Below are 16,251 nucleotides of genomic sequence, written 5' to 3' on the forward strand. Positions count from 1 at the left end.
GTGGTAGGCCAGACTGCTTCGCTTTACGTCTGGCCTACCACCCCCGGAGACCCGCCCCCTCCCGTTGAGGGGTGGGTTTTCCCTGGGTGGGGGCTGACCCTAGTGGTCCTCTGATCGTCACCATGCAGGCTCACGCATCCTCGTACGCCCTCTTACGGCCACCACTCAAGCTCATACGTCCTCTTACGGTCACCACTCAACCCGGCGGCCCGAGTTGACCCACCGGACGGACGTGGCACCCACCATCTTTCCCACCCCTCAACGGGAGGGGACGGGCCGGAGGGGCAGGGTGTTCGGACGTAAAGCGAAGCAGTCCGAACACCCTGCCCCGGAGGCCCGTCACCGCACCCCAAAAGCCCCGCGCAGCGGATACGCCCCGCGCCGCAGGCGCAAAGACAGCAACCCTCGCGGCGGGAAAGCCGAACACGTGGGCAAAGCTCGGCGTCAGCCGAACACGTGGGAGATGGCGTAGATGCACAGGCCCGCCAGCGCCCCCACCACCGTGCCGTTGATGCGGATGAATTGGAGGTCGCGGCCGATGTGGGCCTCGATCTTGCGGGAGGTGTGGGTGGCGTCCCAGCCGGCGACGGTGTCGGTGATCAGGGCGGTGATCTCGCTCTGGTAGGTGGTGACGACGTAGACCGCGGCGCCCTCCAGCCAACCGTCGACCTTGTTGCGCATCCGCTCGTCGGCGGCCAGACGGCCGCCGAGGGAGAGCAGTGCCGAGCGGACCCGCAGCCGCAGTTCGCTGCGCTCGTCCTCGGCGGCGGCCACGATCATCGCGCGGACCGCGCCCCACGCGGAGGCGATCAGGTCCTGCACCTCGCCGCGGCCCAGCACCTCGGACTTGAGGCGTTCGACCTTCTCGCGGGTGGCCGGGTCGGACCGCAGGTCGGCGGCGAAGTCCGTCAGGAAGCGGTCCACCGCGCCGCGCGCCGGGTGGTCGGGCATGTCCCGCATCTCGGCGACGAAGCGGAGGAGTTCCTTGTAGACCCGGTCGCCGACCTTGCGGTCGACGAACCGGGGGGTCCATCCGGGGGCGCCGCCGGAGACCGCGGCGAGGACGGAGTCGGCGTGGTCGACCAGCCAGTCGTGGGCGCGGGTGCAGACCAGGTCCACGACCCGGGAGTGGCCGCCCTCGGCGACGACCTTCTCCAGCAGGGAGCCGATGCCGGGCGCGATCTCGGCGGCGTCGGCGCGGCGGGTGATGGCCTCGCCGACGACCGCCTGGACGTCGGAGTCGCGCAGCACGGTCAGCGTGCCGCGCAGCGCGGTGGACAGTTCGGCGGTGACCCGGTCGGCGTTGCCGGGTTCGGCGAGCCAGCGGCCGAGGCGGGCGCCGACGCCGACCGAGCGCAGCCGGCGGCGGACCACCTCGCCGGAGAGGAAGTTCTCCCCGACGAAGTCGCCCAGGCTCTGGCCGAGTTGGTCCTTCTTGTTCGGGATGATCGCGGTGTGCGGGATGGGCAGGCCCAGGGGTCGCTTGAACAGGGCGGTGACCGCGAACCAGTCGGCCAACGCGCCGACCATGCCGGCCTCGGCGGCCGCCGCGACATAGCCGGTCCAGCCGCCCGCGCCGGCCGCGCCGGCCCACTTGGCCAGCGCGTACACCAGGGCGACGGCCAGCAGCAGCCCGGTCGCCAGCGCCTTCATCCGGCGGACGCCGCGCCGTTTCTCCGCGTCGACGGCGCTCCCGCCGAGGCCGCCGGGCACCGTCCGGGTGCCCGGGGCGCCGCCGGCGGGCACCGGCTCCGCCGTCCGCGCCGCCTCCGCCTGGGTGTGTTCCATCCGCTCCACCACTCCCACCGTCTCCCCCGCCTTCCGTAGGCCGTCCGGTCCGTCCGCGCGGGCCGTCCCGTTGGTTGCCGGGATCCGTCCGCACCGGCCGTACGCCCGTATGTGTCCCACAGTGCCCTACTCGGGGAGCGGGCAACGAGTTCCCGGCGTCCGGGGCGGCGGGCGCCCCCCGGGGGGTCCGTGGGATCATGGACGCCCGGCCGGACCGCGCCGGCGCCGCCGCTCGCCGGGCATCTCGCGTCCGGACGGAGCGGACCGGTCCGAGCGTCCCGCCGTCCGCATCCGCCCGGAGCGCGCAGCTCCGCCTAAGCCCCCGGGAGACGCCTCCGGCATGACCAGACGTGTGGGATACGCCCTGCTCGCCGGCCTGGCGGCGGTGGTGGTGCTGATCTCGGCGGGAATATTCGTCGGCTTCGGCGGCACCCGCGGCCCCCTGGGCGGCACTCCGCACGAGCCGCAGACGTCGGCCGCGCCGGCGGTCTCCGGGCGCTGGGTCGGCACCTGGTCGGCGGCGGTGGCGTCGGCCGAGCCCGGCACCCAGGACGGCTACGCGGACATGTCGATCCGCAACGTCGTGCACACCAGTGTCGGCGGTTCCAGCGCCCGCATCCGGCTGTCGAACCTCTACGGCACCCGCCCGCTGCCGCTCAGCCACGCCTCGCTGGCGCTGTCGGCCGGTAGCGGCGCCCCGATCGCCACGGCCGGCTCGATGCGCCGGCTGACCTTCGGCGGCAGGCCGGCGGTGACGATCCCGGTGGGCGGCGAGATCACCAGCGACCCGGTCCGGCTTGCGGTCCCCGGCAACGCCGACCTGTTGGTCACCACGTACTCGCCGGCCCCCTCCGGGCCGGCGACCTACCACCCGTACGCCCGCCAGACGTCCTATCTGGCGCGCGGCGACCGCACCGAGGACGCCACCGGCACCGCCTACACCGAGCAGAGCCCGTACTGGCGCTATCTGACCGGCGTGGACGTGTGGAGCACCCGGGCGCGCGGCGCGGTGGTGGCGATCGGTGACTCGATCACCGACGGGATCACCTCCACCCCGGGCGCCAACCACCGCTGGACGGACTTCCTCGCCGCCCGGCTGCGCGACGAGCCGGGCGCGCCCCGCTACGGCGTGCTGAACGCCGGCATCAGCGGCAACCGCCTGCTGACCGACTCCAGCCCGCTCTCCCCCACCAACGGGCCGAGCCTGCTGTCCCGTTTGGACCGCGATGCGCTGTCCCGTACGGGGGTGAAGGCGGTGGTGGTGGAGATCGGGGTGAACGATCTGTTCAAGGCCCCGCGCCAGTTGGACCCGCAGAAGGTGGTGGCGGGCCTGCGGGACGTGGTGCGGCGGGCGCACGACCACGGGCTGCGGGTCACCGGCAGCACCCTCACGCCGTTCGGCGGGCACCGCGGCTACTCCCGGCGGCTCAACGCGGTACGCGAACAGGTCAACCAGGAGATTCGTTCCGGCACCGTCTTCGACGAGGTCGTCGACTTCGACCGGGCACTGCGCGATCCGGAGCGCCCGCTGCGGCTGCTGCCGGCGTACGACTCCGGCGACCATCTGCACCCCAGCGACGCCGGCTACCGCGCGATGGCCGACGCGCTGGACGTCGACCACCTCCGCCAGGTCGCGCCCGCGGCGCTCTGACGGCGGCGGGTCCGGTCAGTCCAGTTCCCGGCCGTTTGGGCGCTCGTCCTTCAGGCGGCGCCGCTCCTCCTTGCGTTCGGCCTTCAGGCGGCGCCGCTCCTCCCTGGGCAGCTTGCGCTCGATGCCGACGCCGCCCATCAGGGCCAGGCCGGTGATGACGACCCGCGGTGCGCCGGGCTCGCCGGGCACGCCGTCCTCGCGGGTGTCGAAGCCGCCCATGATGCCCAGCCCGCGGGTCTCGACCTCGATGCCGGGCGGCACGATGACGTTGACGCCGCCCATCAGCGTCCAGACGCTGATCTCGACCTCCGGGGCCGCGAACTGGGCCTCGCGCAGGTCGAGTTCGCCGCCGCCCATGCAGCAGATCGCGACGAACCGACGGCCGATGGTCCACCGGCCCTTGCGCTCGAAGCCGCCCAGGAGCGCGATGCCGGTGGTGGCACCGCCCGCCTCGGGACGGATCCGCTCGGCCCAGGCGGTGCCGGTGCCGGCCGGCGCGGGCTCCTTGCGCAGCGACAGCGGGGCGGGGGCCTGCGCGGCGACCGGCAGGTCGGCGGTGAGGTGCTCCAACTCCCCGTAGGTGCGGGCCTTGTAGGTGGCGTCCAACCGCTCGTCGAACTCCGCCATGTCCAGCCGCCCCTCGGCGACGGCGTCCCGCAGGATCTCGGCGACCCGCTCGCGGTCGGCGTCGGAGGCGCGCAACTGGGGAAGCCGTTCGTCAGTCATACGGACAGACTAGGGCCTGCCCGGTGGGTCAGGGCCGGGTCCCCGGCGCCTGACACGGCACCTCGCCGCGTCGCCGCCTCGCCCCGCAGCTCCGCTAGAGCCGGGCGGGAGCATCGTCGTCCGGCGTGTGGCGGGCCGCGCCGCCGCCGGCGTAGAGCTCGGCGATCAGGGTCTCGATGTCGGGCTCGCGGACCGAGAGGTCCACCAGCGGGTAGCGGGCGGCGACCTCGGTGACCAAGGGGGCGGCGCTGCGCGCGGCCGGGAAGGCCAGCCACTGGCGGGCGCCCTCGACGCGGACGGTGCGGGCGCCGGGGATGCCGTCGATGGGCGGGAGTTCCCGTTCCAGGTGCACCACCAGGGTGCGTTCGCCGTCCGCGGCGGCGCGCAGTCCGTCGAGGTCGCCGTCGAAGACGAGCCGGCCGTGGTCGATGACCATCACCCGGCGGCAGAGCTGTTCGATGTCGGTGAGGTCGTGGGTGGTGAGCAGGACGGTGGTGCCCCGTTCGGCGTTGACCTCGCGCAGGAAGGAGCGGACCTTGGCCTTGCTGACGACGTCCAGGCCGATGGTGGGTTCGTCGAGGTAGAGCACCTCGGGGTCGTGCAGCAGCGCGGCGGCGATGTCGCCGCGCATCCGTTGTCCCAGGGAGAGTTGGCGGACCGGTATGTCCAACAGGGGTGCCAGGTCGAGGAGTTCGATGCAGCGGGCGAGGTGGGTGCGGTAGGCGGCGGGCGGGACCCGGTACATCCGGCGGACCAGTTCGTAGGAGTCCTTCAGGGGCAGGTCCCACCACAGGGTGGTGCGTTGGCCGAAGACCACGCCGATGCGGCGGGCGAGGCGGGCGCGCTCCCTGGAAGGGTCGATGCCGGCGACGCGGAGCCGGCCGCCGCTGGGGACCAGGATGCCGGTGAGCATCTTGATGGTGGTGGACTTCCCGGCGCCGTTGGGGCCGATGTAGCCGACCGTCTCGCCGCGCGGGACGCGGAAGGTGAGGCCGTCGACGGCCCGCACCTCGTGCCGGGTCCGGCGCAGTCGGCCGGCCCGGCGGCGGACGGTGAAGACCTTCTCGACGTCGGTCAGCTCGATCAGCGGGTCCGTGCCCGGGGCCATGGCGCGCAACTCCCTTTCGTTCGCGGTGCGTCGGGGTGGCTCAGCTGCCGGTGCTGCGGTAGGCGCGGACGCCGTGCCGCCAGGCCAGCGCGGCGCCGGCGACCATCAGCGCGGCCACGGCGGGCCCGAGGAAGGCGGTCCAGCCCGGCAGGTGGAGGGGGTAGGGGCGGCCCAGCACCCACAGCGCGGGCAGCCAGTTGACGAAGGCCAGCGGGATGACGAAAGTGACCCCGCGGACCAGGTCCCGGGCGAACACCGTCGGTGGGTACTGCAGGAGGGCGTTGCCGCCGTAGGTGAGGGAGTTCTGGAGCTCGGCGGCGTCCTGTGCCCAGAACTGGAAGGCGGCCCCGGCGGTGTAGACCGCGCCGAAGATCGCCGTGCCGCACACCGCCATCAGCGGCACCATCAGGATCCGGCCGACGGTCCAGACCACGTCGAGCTGGCCGATCGACCACAGCAGCACCAACAGCCCCTGGGAGGTGCGGCCGAGGCGGCGCAGCGCGAACCGGTCGGCGGCCATCTGGGCGTAGACCGGGGCGGGGCGCAGCAACAGGACGTCGAGGGTGCCGTCGCGGATCCGGGCGCCGAGCCGGCCGAGGCTGCCGACCAGCAGGTCCGCCAGGCCCAGCGCGAGGCTGCAGGTGCCGTAGAGGAAGGCGACCTCGGGGAGGGCGAAGCCGCCGAGCGCGTGGACGCGGGAGAACATCAGCCAGATGGCGACGAAGTCCAGCCCGCTGGCGGCGAAGTTGCCGAACGTCATCAGGGCGAACGACGTCCGGTAGGCGAGCGTGGAGCGCACCCACATCCAGGCGATCAGCCCGTACGCGGCGAGGCCGTGCCGCAGGGTGCGCAGCCGGCCGTCCGGTGCGTCAGCCACCGTGCACCACCACCTTGCGGGTGGCGGCGGACTGCACCAGCCGCCCCAGGGTCAGCAGCGCGAGCGCCCAGGCCGCCTGGAACGCCAGCCCGCGCAGCAGCGCCCCGCCGGTCCGCGCGCCGATCAGGACGTCGGCCGGCACCTGGAGCAGGGCCGCCCAGGGCAGGAGTTGGGCGAGGTCGGCGAGGTGGCCGGGGAAGACCCGCAGCGGCAGCACCATCCCGGAGAAGAACATGCACGACAGCCCGCTGACCATGGCCAGTCCAGAGCTGTCCAGGAGCCAGAACGCGGACAGTGCGACGAGGTAGCGCAGGCCGAAGCTGACCACCGCGCCGAGCGTCGCGGACAGCAGGAACCAGCCCCAGGTCAGCGGGTCGTCGGGGAGCGCCAGCGGGAACGCCAGGGCGCCCACCGCCACCGGAACCAGTCCGCGGGCGACCAGTTGGAACCCGGCCCGGCCCAGATCGGCGGCGAGCCACCACAGTTGGAGGTCGGCGGGGCGGTAGAGGTCCACCGCGATGTCGCCGCTGCGGATGCGGTCCTGGAGCTCGTCCACGCCGCCGCTGGCGATCATGACGACGGTCAGCAGCGCCTGTCCGGTCCAGGCGAAGGTCAGTGCCTGCGCGGGCCCGTAGCCGCCCAGGTGCGGCCGCTGGTCCCAGAGGGCGAGGTAGGTGTAGGCGATGATGAAGCCGAAGGCGGTGTTGGTGACGAGGCCGGCGGCGGTGGCCGCGCGGTAGGTTGCGTACCGTCGGAAGCTGCCGGCCGCCACGGCTGCGTACAACACGCCGCGCTCCCCCAGCTCTTGGTCGGTTCCGTCCGGTGGTCGTGCGGACGGCGGAACCCGAGAGCCTAGGGCGGACCCGGGGCGGGCACCATCGTTTTATCGCCCGTTCGGGTGAGGTAGGGGCGCCATTCAGCCGGTCACCGGGCGGACGCGGGTGCGCGCCACCTCCGGTGGCCGGAATAGATGGTGCGAAAGTTTCCTAACGGGCGCCAGTTGCGTTTCCTGACATAGCGCGTGAACCACCGCATATCACCACACACCACCCGCACCCCCCTCCGGCACGACACCGGCCCTGACACGACACCGCCCCGCCACGGCACGACCTCCGGCGGCGGCCGAGGAGTCACACACACATGAGCGACGACGCGCGGCACGACGGCACCGAAGGCGAGCCCGACGGCACCGACGAGGACGCCACCGCCCGCCCCCGGCGCACCGGCTGGCGCCGGCTGCTGCCCACCTGGCGGGGGCTGGCGGGGTCGGCCCTGCTCTTCCTGTTGGTGGTCGTGGGCGGGCTGATCGCCGGCTACCTCCTCGTCGGCATCCCGCCCGCCAACAGCGCCGCGAAGGCCCAGAGCAACGTCTACCTCTACTCCGACGGCACGGAGTTGGCCCGCGACGGCGACGTGAACCGGGAGAACGTGCCGCTCGGCCACGTCCCCAGGAGCGTCCAGCGGGCCGTACTGGCCGCCGAGGACCGGGACTTCTACACGGAGTCCGCGGTCGACCCGGCCGCGATGGTGCGGGCCGCCTGGAACACCGTCCTCGGCAGGGGCAAGCAGTCCGGCTCCACCATCACCCAGCAGTACGTCAAGAACTACTACCTGGGCCAGGAGCAGACCGTCACCCGCAAGGCCAAGGAGTTCTTCATCGCCATCAAGCTGGACCGCGAGGCGAGCAAGGACGACATCCTCCAGGGCTACCTCAACACCAGCTACTACGGCCGCAACGCCTACGGCATCCAGGCCGCCGCCCAGGCGTACTACGGCAAGAACGTCGACGCGCTCAACACCGCCGAGGGCGCCTACCTCGCCGCGCTCCTCAACGCCCCCAGCGCCTACGACATCACCGCCCACCCGGAGAACCGGCCGCGGGTGGTGTCCCGTTGGAACTACGTGCTGGACGGCATGGTCAAGCAGAAGTGGCTCAGCCGCGCCGAGCGCACCCGGATGTCCTTCCCCGCGCTGAAGCGGGCCCGCACCTCCGCCGGCCTGTCCGGCCAGCGCGGCTATCTCGTCGAGGCGGTCCGGGACTACCTCACCGACCACAACGTGCTCGACGAGAACACCCTGCGCGCCGGCGGCTACCGCATCACCACCACCATCGACCACCGGCGCCAGAACGCCCTCGTCAAGGCCGTCCAGACCCAGTTGATGGACAAGCTGAGCGACGGCCGCCGGGTCGACGGCTACGTCCGGGCCGGCGGCGCCTCCGTCGACCCCACGACCGGCCGCGTGGTCGCCCTCTACGGCGGCATCGACTACGCCAAGCAGTACGTCAACGGCGCCACCCGGCGCGACTACCAGGTCGGCTCCACCTTCAAGCCGATCGTCTTCGCCTCCGCCGTCGACAACGGCTCGGTCACCCAGGACGGCGCCCCGATCACCCCCAACACCGTCTACGACGGCACCAGCAAGCGGATGACCCTCAGCCACGGCCGCGCCACCGGCTTCGCCCCCGGCAACGAGGACGACCGCTCCTACGGGCCGATCACCGTCTCCGAGGCCACCGACAAGTCCGTCAACGCGGTCTACGCCCAGATGGGCATCGACGTCGGCCCGGACACCGTCCGCAAGACCGCGGTGTCGCTCGGCATCCCGGCCAAGACGCCCAGCCTCGGCGCCTCCCAGGGCGCCATCTCGCTGGGCACCGCCACCCCCAGCGTGCTGGACATGGCGCAGGTCTACGCGACGCTGGCGCACCACGGCCGGCAACTGCCGTACACGCTGGTCGACAAGGTCTCCAAGGCCGGCGACGCCCTCGACCTGCCGGAGCGCGAGGAGAGCGCCGCCATCGGGCGGGCCGCGGCCGACACCACCACCCAGATCCTGCGCAGCGTCGTCGACGGCGGCACCGGCATCGCCGCCCAGGGGGCCGGCCGCCCGGCCGCCGGCAAGACGGGCACCGCGGAGAACGACAAGGCCGCCTGGTTCGCCGGCTACACCCCCGAACTGGCCACCGTCGTCGCGGTCCTGGGCCAGCACCCGGAGACCGCCGCCCAGGAACCGCTGTACGGCGCGGCCGGCACGGCCCGCCTCAACGGCGGCGACTTCCCCGCCCAGATCTGGGCCGACTACACCGCCGCGGCGCTGCGCGGCCGGCCGGTGCGCGACTTCGACCTCCAGCTCCAGGACGGCGCCGAGGAGAGCACCTCGGCCTCGCCGTCCGCCAGCGGCTCCCAGTCGCCGAGCGGTTCGGCCTCGTCGAGCACCGGCCCGTCCGGCAGCGGCGGCCCGACCGGCACCGGGGCGCCGACCGGGACCGGCGCCCCCACCGGGCCGAACGGCGAGCCGACGCTCCCGCCGGCCCCCACCGAGCAGCCGCCGACGGCCGAGCCCACCGAGCAGTTCCCGACCTACGGCCCGCCCAACGACGAGGAACTGTTGCGGCGTTGGGGCGGCGGCTGACGACCGCGGGCGGCGCCCTTCAGTGGCCCGAGGTCGCCTTCAGCCCGACGACGGCCACCAGCAGCAGGCAGATGAAGAAGATCCGCCCGGCCGTCATCGGCTCGCCGAGCACCAGCATCCCGACCACCGCGGCGCCGGCCGCGCCGATGCCGACCCAGACGCCGTAGGCGGTGCCGATCGGCAGGGTGCGGGCGGCGTAGGAGAGCAGGACCATGCTGGCGACGATGCCCGCGCCGGTGGCGAGACTGGGCCAGAGCCGGGTGAACCCGTCGGTGAACTTCATGCCGATCGACCAGCCGACCTCCAACAGGCCGGCGACGAGGAGCAGGACCCATGCCATGACGGCACCTCCGTGAATGGACTTCAACAGGGGTGCGTCGTCTTGTCCTGACCCGGTACGGCGCGTCTCGTCGGGTTGTCCCCGAGGCTAGCAAAAGGCTCCCCCTCAGGTGGTGACGGCGATCACCACCCGCGGGGGAGCCGGTGTGTGCTTACAGGTACAGGCCGGTCGCGTCGTCCGTGCCCTCCAGGCGCTCCGCGGCCACGGCGTGCAGGTCGCGCTCGCGCATCAGCACGTACGCCACCCCGCGCACCTCGACCTCGGCCCGGTCCTCCGGGTCGTACAACACCCGGTCGCCCACCTCGACGGTCCGTACGTTCTGCCCCACCGCGACCACCTCGGCCCAGGCCAGGCGACGTCCGACCGCCGCGGTCGCGGGAATGACGATGCCCCCGGACGAGCGGCGCTCGCCCTCGGGGATGTCCGTCCGGACCAGCACGCGGTCGTGCAGCATCCGGATCGGCAGCTTGTCGTGGGTGTCCTTGGCGTTATTCGGGCTCACGGCACGACCGTACCTGTCCGGCGGCGGCGCCCCTGCACCGCGGGCCGCTTCCGGCAGGGCGGAAGGGACCCGCGACGGCCCCCGACAGCGCTACTTGCGGCGCTTCTTGCAGCCCGCGGCGAGCAGGCCCACCACGGCCACGCCGATCATGGCCACCGGGATGATCCGCTCCAGCCGGGGCGCACCGTCCTCGGACACCAACTGGCCCCGCACGTCCGAGACCAGGCGGTTGACGGCGACGTAGGCGCGGCCCGCGGTGCGGTCCACGGCCGCCGACGCCTTCGCCTTCGCGTCATCCATGATCGTCTTCGGGTGTAGCCGGACGCCGATCTCGTCGAGCGTCCCGGCGAGATCCTGCCGCCTGCGGACGATGTCCGCCTCGATCTGCGCAGGGGTCCTGGCTTCCGACACCGCGCCGCCTCCGTCATCTCGTGCCGATGTGTACGGAGGCCGGACTCGGGGCCCCGTACGGAACCGGCCACCTCGATCAGGTGCCGATTCGTGTAGGACAGTCTGTCAGCTCCCACCGGGGTGCGCCCCACAGCACCCCCGTTTCGCCCCGCGGCCGCGCCCCGCCACCGACCGGCGAGGTCCGCGGCGCCGCGCTGGCCTAGTGTCGGGGACGCACCACGACCATCCGCAAGCCCCACCGCAAGGAGACGGAAGACCCGCCATGAGTGAGCGACTCCAGCCCGGCGACACCGCGCCCGCCTTCACGCTCCCCGACGCCGACGGCAAGCAGATCTCGCTCGCCGACCACAAGGGACGCAAGGTCATCGTCTACTTCTACCCGGCGGCGCTGACCCCCGGCTGCACCAAGCAGGCGTGCGACTTCACCGACAACCTCGACTTCCTCGCCGGCCACGGCTACGACGTCATCGGCATCTCCCCGGACAAGCCGGAGAAGCTGGCGAAGTTCCGGGAGAAGGAGGAGCTCAAGGTCACCCTGCTCGGCGACCCGGACAAGGAGGTGCTGACCGCCTACGGGGCCTTCGGCGAGAAGAAGCTGTACGGCAAGACGGTCACCGGCGTGATCCGCTCCACCGTCATCGTCGACGAGGACGGCAAGGTCGAGCGGGCGCTCTACAACGTCAAGGCCACCGGCCACGTCGCCAAGATCATCAAGGATCTGGGGCTGTAACGCCCCGACCGGGCCGCCGGGCGGCGACCGGCGCTACGGCGCCGTCGCCGCCTCCGGGCTCTCCGGGGCCGTCGTCGCGGCCCGGTCCGGCAGTTCCAGTACGGCCTCGGCGCCGCCGCCCGCGGCGGTGCCGAAGTCCAGCCGCGCGCCCAGCACCTCCGCCTGGCCGGCGGCGATCGTCAGCCCCAGCCCGTGGCCGGTGCCGCGCTCCGGCGCCGCGGTGCGGAACCGCCGCGGCCCCTCCGCGCGCAGCTCCGCCGGGTACCCCGGCCCGTGGTCGCGCACCACGATCCGCGCGCCGATCACCACCACCTCGATCGGCGGCTCGCCGTGCTTGGCCGCGTTCGCCAGCAGGTTCACCAGCACCCGCTCCACCCGCCGCCGGTCGGTCTCCACGATCATCGGCTCGCCCTCGACGCTCACCGACACCGCCAGGTCGTCCACCCCGCGCTGCCGCGCGGCCCGCTTGACGATCCCGCGCACCAGCGACGGCAGCTCGCAGGCGTCCAGGTCCGCCCGCTCCACCCCGGCGTCCAGCCGGGAGACCTCCAGCAGGTCCTCCACCAGCCGCCGCATCGCCTGCGCCCGGTCCCGCACCAGCTCCACCGCGCGCGGCTGCGGCAGCAGTTCCGCCGCCGCCACCAGACCGGCCACCGGCGTGCGCAGCTCGTGCGCCACGTCGGCGGTGAACTCCCGCTCGGCCTCCACCCGCGCCGCCAGCGACGTCGCCATGTGGTGGACGCTGCGGCCCAGTTCGGCCACCTCGTCCCGGCCGTTGCTGGCCAGCGCGTCCGCGTCCGGCGGCTCGCCCGCCGCGATCCGCCGGGCCGCCGCCGCGCTCAGCCGCAGCCGCCGCGAGAGCCGCTGCGCGACGAACCACGACACCACCGCCATCAGCACGACCGTGCCGAATCCCGCGATCAGCAACGCCCGGTCCAGCGCCACCTGCGCCGGATCGTCGTCCGGGTACGCCGCCGACACCGACAGCGACCGGGTCGGCCGGGCCGCGTCGCCGCCGCCGACGCCGGTCGCCGCCCACACCCGCGGGTCGTCGCCGCCGCTCAGATAGGTGCCCGAGCGGCCCCGGAACACCGCCTCCCGCAGCGGCGACGGCAGCGTCGCGTCGTCCAACTGCGCGCCCAGCGCCAGCGTCCCGTCCCGCTCGTAGATCGTCAGCGCCGAGCTCAGCCGGACGTCCTGGTACGCCCGCGCCGACCGCTCCCGCTCGGCGTCCGCGATGTGGTGCACGGCGAACCCGAGCACCACCACCGCGAGCGCCGTCATACCCGAAATGGCCAGGGCGATCCGGCCTCGAATGCCCATCACGCGAGGTTGTACATCTCCGTCGTGTCGCCGAGCGGGGTGGACCCGTCATAGGTCACCTCCAGGCCCGTGAAGGCCCGCGCTCCGTCGACCTCCTTCGCGCCGTAGAGCCGGAACGTCGCCCGGTACCCGGCGTCCGTCCCGACGCCCGCCGCGGTCTTCTCCACCTGGACCACGCCCCGGCCCTCGGCCTCCTTGCCGTCGTAGCGGTCCCAGGTGATCCCGGTCGCCACCATCCCGGCGTCGGCACAGGTCAGCGTGATCACCCGGGGTCGGATCTCCGGCTCCCCGATGCCGCAGTCCCGCACGCCCGGCAGCCCCTCGGTGGGCCCGGCGGCCGACTTCACGTCCTGGACGGCCGAGGTCCGCGGCGCGGCGTCCACCGCCGAGGCGCGGTCCGACGCCTGGCTGAACCACACCCCGCCGGCCGCCAGCGCGGTCACCACGACAAAGGCCACCAGGGCGGTCCGCCCGCGCCTGAAGCGGGCCGCTTCGCGGTCGGTCATCGCACACTCCTCCCAGGGCGCCCTCGCCCCGTTACCCCGCCAGCAAACACGACCACCGCCGCGGTCCCGCGCCGGGCCCCGGAGCCCGGCCACCGCGCGCACGGCACCACGCGGCGGGTGCCACCTCCTGCGACGAAAGGGCACCCTTCGACGGGCCTGCGACTAAAAGGTGCGGTTTCGCCACCGCCACTCTCCTCTTCTCCGGACACAGGCTGATTGCCCGAATGCCGCGGTGACCACTCGGCTGTGTACCAGTCCTGTAACAGACCACCCGGCCGTGACGCCTCATCACCCCTCTGACGTGCGCCGACCGGACCGGCTCCACGTGACATACCTCGCGTTCGCCGCCCACAGTGTTTTGACCGGGCCTCCAGCGTGCAGGCGCACCCGTCGTAGTTCCCACGCCCGCGCAGCCGAAGAACCGCGCCGACCAACGGGAGGACCGCCGCGTGCCGCACCGCAGTACCGAGGACAGCCACTTGGCGCCGGATCGCGACCTGGAGGCGCGCCGGCGCCACTGGGTGCTCTTTCGCGCCATCGACCGGCGCCGCAATCCCCCGCTCCGCCGCACCGACATCACCGTCACCGACGAACCGACCGTCCGCCGCGCGGTCAAGGCCGCCGCGCTCGGCAACGCCATGGAATGGTTCGACTTCGGTATCTACAGCTACCTGGCCCTGACCATCGGCAAGGTCTTCTTCCCCAGCGGCAGTTCCACCACCAGCCTGCTGTCCTCCTTCGCCACCTTCGCCGTGGCCTTCCTCGTACGGCCCCTGGGCGGCGCCTACTTCGGCCCGCTCGGCGACCGGATCGGCCGCAAGAAGGTCCTCGCGCTCACGATGATCATGATGTCGCTGGGCACCGTCTGCATCGGCCTGATCCCGTCCTACGACACCATCGGCCTGCTCTCCCCCGCCCTGCTGATCTTCTTCCGACTGATCCAGGGCTTCTCCACCGGCGGCGAGTACGGCGGGGCCTCCACCTTCATCGCCGAGTACGCCCCCGACAAGAAGCGCGGCTACTTCGGCAGCTTCCTGGAGATGGGCACCCTGATCGGCTACACCGGCGCCGCCGGCATCGTCCTGGTGCTCAACACCGTGCTGGGCCCGGAGGCGATGGTCCACTGGGGCTGGCGCCTGCCGTTCCTGATCGCCGGCCCGCTCGGCCTGGTGGGCCTCTACCTCCGGCTCCGGCTGGACGAGACCCCGGCCTTCCAGAAGTTCGAGGCCGCGCAGGCCCACGGTGCCACCGAGGCCCACGGGCGTAGCGAGGAGGAGCCCTCCCACCTCTCGGCCAACCACCGCGGGAAGAAGCTGGGCGAGATCTTCACCCAGAACTGGCCCGCGATCCTGCTGTGCATCGCGCTGGTCGGCGCCTACAACATCACCGACTACATGCTGCTGTCGTACATGCCGACCTACCTGACGGACACCCTCGGGTACAACGAGACCCACGGCCTGCTGATCCTGCTGGTGACCATGGTCGCCCTGATCTGCCTGCTGCCGACCGTCGGCAGGCTCAACGACCGCTACGGCCGCAAGCCCCTCCTGATGACCGGCATGCTGGGCTTCCTGATCCTGGCGATACCCGCGTTCCTCCTGGTCAAGATGGGCTCGCTGGTCGCCGTCTCGTGCGGGATGGCCCTCCTGGGACTCTCCCTGGTCTGCCTGCTGGGCACCATGTCCGCCGCGCTGCCGGCGCTCTTCCCCACCAGCGTCCGCTACGGCTCCCTGTCCATCGGCTACAACCTCGCGGTCTCCCTCTTCGGCGGCACCACCCCGCTGGTCATCACCGCCCTGATGGACGCCTTCGACAAGAACGTGATGGTGCCCGCCTACTACACGATGGGCGCCGCCGTCGTCGGCGTCGTCGCGGTCGCCGTCATGAAGGAGACCGCCCAGCAGCCGCTGGACGGCTCCCCGCCCTCCGTGGCCACCGAGGAGGAGGCCCGCGCCATCATCGCCTCCCGCACCCACGAACCCCGCTTCTGAGGGGTGCCCGCCCGCCGGCAACTCGGCGCCCCCGCCGTCCCGTTCGGCCGTCCGGCCGCTGACTCGACCGGCCCCTGACCGCCCGCGGAGGGGACCCAGTAGAGTTGGCGCCGCGGGCCCGTACCCCAGCTGGCCAGAGGGCGCCGGTTTAGGTCCGGTGTGTCGTGGGTTCGAGTCCCACCGGGCCCACCGCAACGAAGACGGCCTCCCTTCCGTGGAAGGGAGGCCGTCTTCGCGTTCTTAGGGTCAGCCCAACAGCTCCCGCACCACCGGCGCCAGGGCGCGGAACGCCTTGCCGCGGTGGCTGATCGCGTTCTTCTCGGCGGCGGTCAGCTCGGCGCAGGTCCGGGTCTCGCCGAGCGGCTGGAGGATCGGGTCGTAGCCGAAGCCGCCGGTGCCGGCGGGCGTGTGGCGCAGGACGCCCTCCAGGGCGCCCTCGACGACGCGTTCGGTGCCGTCGGGGAGGGCGAGGGCCGCGGCGCAGGCGAAGTGGGCGGCGCGGTGCTCCTCGGCGATGTCGGCGAGCTGGGCGAGCAGCAGGTCGAGGTTGGCCTGGTCGTCGCCGTGCCGGCCGGCCCAGCGGGCGGAGAAGATGCCGGGGGCGCCGCCGAGGACGTCGACGCAGAGGCCGGAGTCGTCGGCGACGGCCGGCAGGCCGGTGGCCCGGGCCAGGGCGTGCGCCTTGAGAAGCGCGTTCTCGGCGAAGGTGACGCCGGTCTCCTTGACGTCGGGGACGTCCGGATAGGCGTCCGCGCCGACGAGTTCGACGTCGAGGTCGGCCGCGTCGAGGATGGCGCGGAGCTCGGCGATCTTGCCGTTGTTGCGGGTGGCGAGGACGAGGCGGCGGGGGGCGGGGCGGTCGCCGGTTTGTGACTCCATGGGAC

General features: G+C 72.9%; 15 protein-coding genes, 1 tRNA gene and 1 riboswitch. Of the genes, 5 read left to right on the top strand and 11 right to left on the bottom strand.

Features of this window, described 5'->3' with window-relative positions:
- Positions 1 to 444: 444 nt before the first annotated feature.
- Positions 445 to 1,788, bottom strand: a complete 1,344-nt coding sequence (locus ACIQU6_RS12480; RefSeq protein WP_403481595.1) for a DUF445 domain-containing protein — start codon at positions 1,786 to 1,788, stop codon at positions 445 to 447.
- Between the two features lie 340 nt (positions 1,789 to 2,128).
- Between ACIQU6_RS12480 and ACIQU6_RS12485 the strand changes: the two genes are divergently transcribed.
- On the top strand, positions 2,129 to 3,439 hold the full coding sequence (locus tag ACIQU6_RS12485) for an SGNH/GDSL hydrolase family protein (protein ID WP_403481596.1): 1,311 nt from the start codon (positions 2,129 to 2,131) through the stop codon (positions 3,437 to 3,439).
- A gap of 15 nt (positions 3,440 to 3,454) precedes the next feature.
- On the opposite strand, the gene ACIQU6_RS12490 is transcribed toward ACIQU6_RS12485, so the two are convergent.
- The 4 genes from ACIQU6_RS12490 to ACIQU6_RS12505 form a co-directional block, all read right to left on the bottom strand.
- Positions 3,455 to 4,165: a DUF1707 domain-containing protein gene (locus ACIQU6_RS12490; protein WP_403481597.1), complete on the bottom strand. Its 711-nt coding sequence runs from the start codon at positions 4,163 to 4,165 to the stop codon at positions 3,455 to 3,457.
- 94 nt (positions 4,166 to 4,259) lie between these two features.
- A complete protein-coding gene (locus ACIQU6_RS12495) occupies positions 4,260 to 5,273 on the bottom strand; it encodes an ATP-binding cassette domain-containing protein (RefSeq protein WP_403481598.1) in 1,014 nt (337 codons plus the stop codon).
- Positions 5,274 to 5,313: 40 nt separating this feature from the next.
- The gene (locus ACIQU6_RS12500; protein ID WP_403481693.1) at positions 5,314 to 6,078 is read right to left on the bottom strand and encodes an ABC transporter permease; all 765 of its coding nucleotides are present in this window, start codon (positions 6,076 to 6,078) and stop codon (positions 5,314 to 5,316) included.
- A 64-nt stretch (positions 6,079 to 6,142) separates the two neighbouring features.
- Positions 6,143 to 6,937 (bottom strand): ABC transporter permease, encoded by a 795-nt coding sequence (locus ACIQU6_RS12505; protein WP_403481599.1) that lies wholly within the window; start codon positions 6,935 to 6,937, stop codon positions 6,143 to 6,145.
- Positions 6,938 to 7,290: 353 nt separating this feature from the next.
- On the opposite strand from ACIQU6_RS12505, the gene ACIQU6_RS12510 reads away from it, so the two are divergent.
- The gene (locus tag ACIQU6_RS12510; protein WP_403481600.1) at positions 7,291 to 9,564 is read left to right on the top strand and encodes a transglycosylase domain-containing protein; all 2,274 of its coding nucleotides are present in this window, start codon (positions 7,291 to 7,293) and stop codon (positions 9,562 to 9,564) included.
- A 19-nt stretch (positions 9,565 to 9,583) separates the two neighbouring features.
- On the opposite strand, the gene ACIQU6_RS12515 is transcribed toward ACIQU6_RS12510, so the two are convergent.
- The 3 genes from ACIQU6_RS12515 to ACIQU6_RS12525 all read right to left on the bottom strand — a co-directional run bounded on the left by ACIQU6_RS12515 (position 9,584) and on the right by ACIQU6_RS12525 (position 10,817).
- Positions 9,584 to 9,904, bottom strand: coding sequence for a DMT family transporter (locus tag ACIQU6_RS12515; protein WP_403481601.1), 321 nt, complete (start codon positions 9,902 to 9,904; stop codon positions 9,584 to 9,586).
- 31 nt (positions 9,905 to 9,935) lie between these two features.
- Positions 9,936 to 9,997, bottom strand: a riboswitch (guanidine-III (ykkC-III) riboswitch).
- Between the two features lie 58 nt (positions 9,998 to 10,055).
- On the bottom strand, positions 10,056 to 10,358 hold the full coding sequence (locus ACIQU6_RS12520) for a co-chaperone GroES (protein ID WP_274919216.1): 303 nt from the start codon (positions 10,356 to 10,358) through the stop codon (positions 10,056 to 10,058).
- 138 nt (positions 10,359 to 10,496) lie between these two features.
- A complete protein-coding gene (locus tag ACIQU6_RS12525) occupies positions 10,497 to 10,817 on the bottom strand; it encodes a DUF3618 domain-containing protein (protein WP_403481602.1) in 321 nt (106 codons plus the stop codon).
- Positions 10,818 to 11,079: 262 nt separating this feature from the next.
- On the opposite strand from ACIQU6_RS12525, the gene bcp reads away from it, so the two are divergent.
- On the top strand, positions 11,080 to 11,547 hold the full coding sequence (gene bcp, locus ACIQU6_RS12530) for a thioredoxin-dependent thiol peroxidase (protein WP_274915524.1): 468 nt from the start codon (positions 11,080 to 11,082) through the stop codon (positions 11,545 to 11,547).
- A gap of 33 nt (positions 11,548 to 11,580) precedes the next feature.
- Here bcp and ACIQU6_RS12535 read toward each other — a convergent pair whose 3' ends face one another.
- Positions 11,581 to 12,870, bottom strand: a complete 1,290-nt coding sequence (locus ACIQU6_RS12535) for a sensor histidine kinase (RefSeq protein WP_403481603.1) — start codon at positions 12,868 to 12,870, stop codon at positions 11,581 to 11,583.
- On the bottom strand, positions 12,870 to 13,376 hold the full coding sequence (locus ACIQU6_RS12540) for a hypothetical protein (protein WP_403481604.1): 507 nt from the start codon (positions 13,374 to 13,376) through the stop codon (positions 12,870 to 12,872). The genes ACIQU6_RS12535 and ACIQU6_RS12540 overlap by 1 nt, the downstream gene beginning before the upstream one ends.
- 449 nt (positions 13,377 to 13,825) lie before the next feature.
- Between ACIQU6_RS12540 and ACIQU6_RS12545 the strand changes: the two genes are divergently transcribed.
- Together ACIQU6_RS12545 and ACIQU6_RS12550 are read left to right on the top strand one after the other, a co-directional pair.
- A complete protein-coding gene (locus ACIQU6_RS12545) occupies positions 13,826 to 15,367 on the top strand; it encodes an MFS transporter (protein WP_403481605.1) in 1,542 nt (513 codons plus the stop codon).
- Between the two features lie 114 nt (positions 15,368 to 15,481).
- Positions 15,482 to 15,556: transfer RNA gene (locus tag ACIQU6_RS12550), tRNA-Leu, on the top strand.
- A gap of 57 nt (positions 15,557 to 15,613) precedes the next feature.
- Here the strand turns inward: ACIQU6_RS12550 and rdgB are convergent.
- Positions 15,614 to 16,246, bottom strand: a complete 633-nt coding sequence (gene rdgB, locus ACIQU6_RS12555) for an RdgB/HAM1 family non-canonical purine NTP pyrophosphatase (RefSeq protein WP_403481606.1) — start codon at positions 16,244 to 16,246, stop codon at positions 15,614 to 15,616.
- Positions 16,247 to 16,251 lie beyond the last annotated feature (5 nt).

Origin of the sequence: Streptomyces sp. NPDC090442 (genome assembly GCF_044769405.1) — a bacterium.
GTDB lineage: Bacteria > Actinomycetota > Actinomycetes > Streptomycetales > Streptomycetaceae > Streptomyces.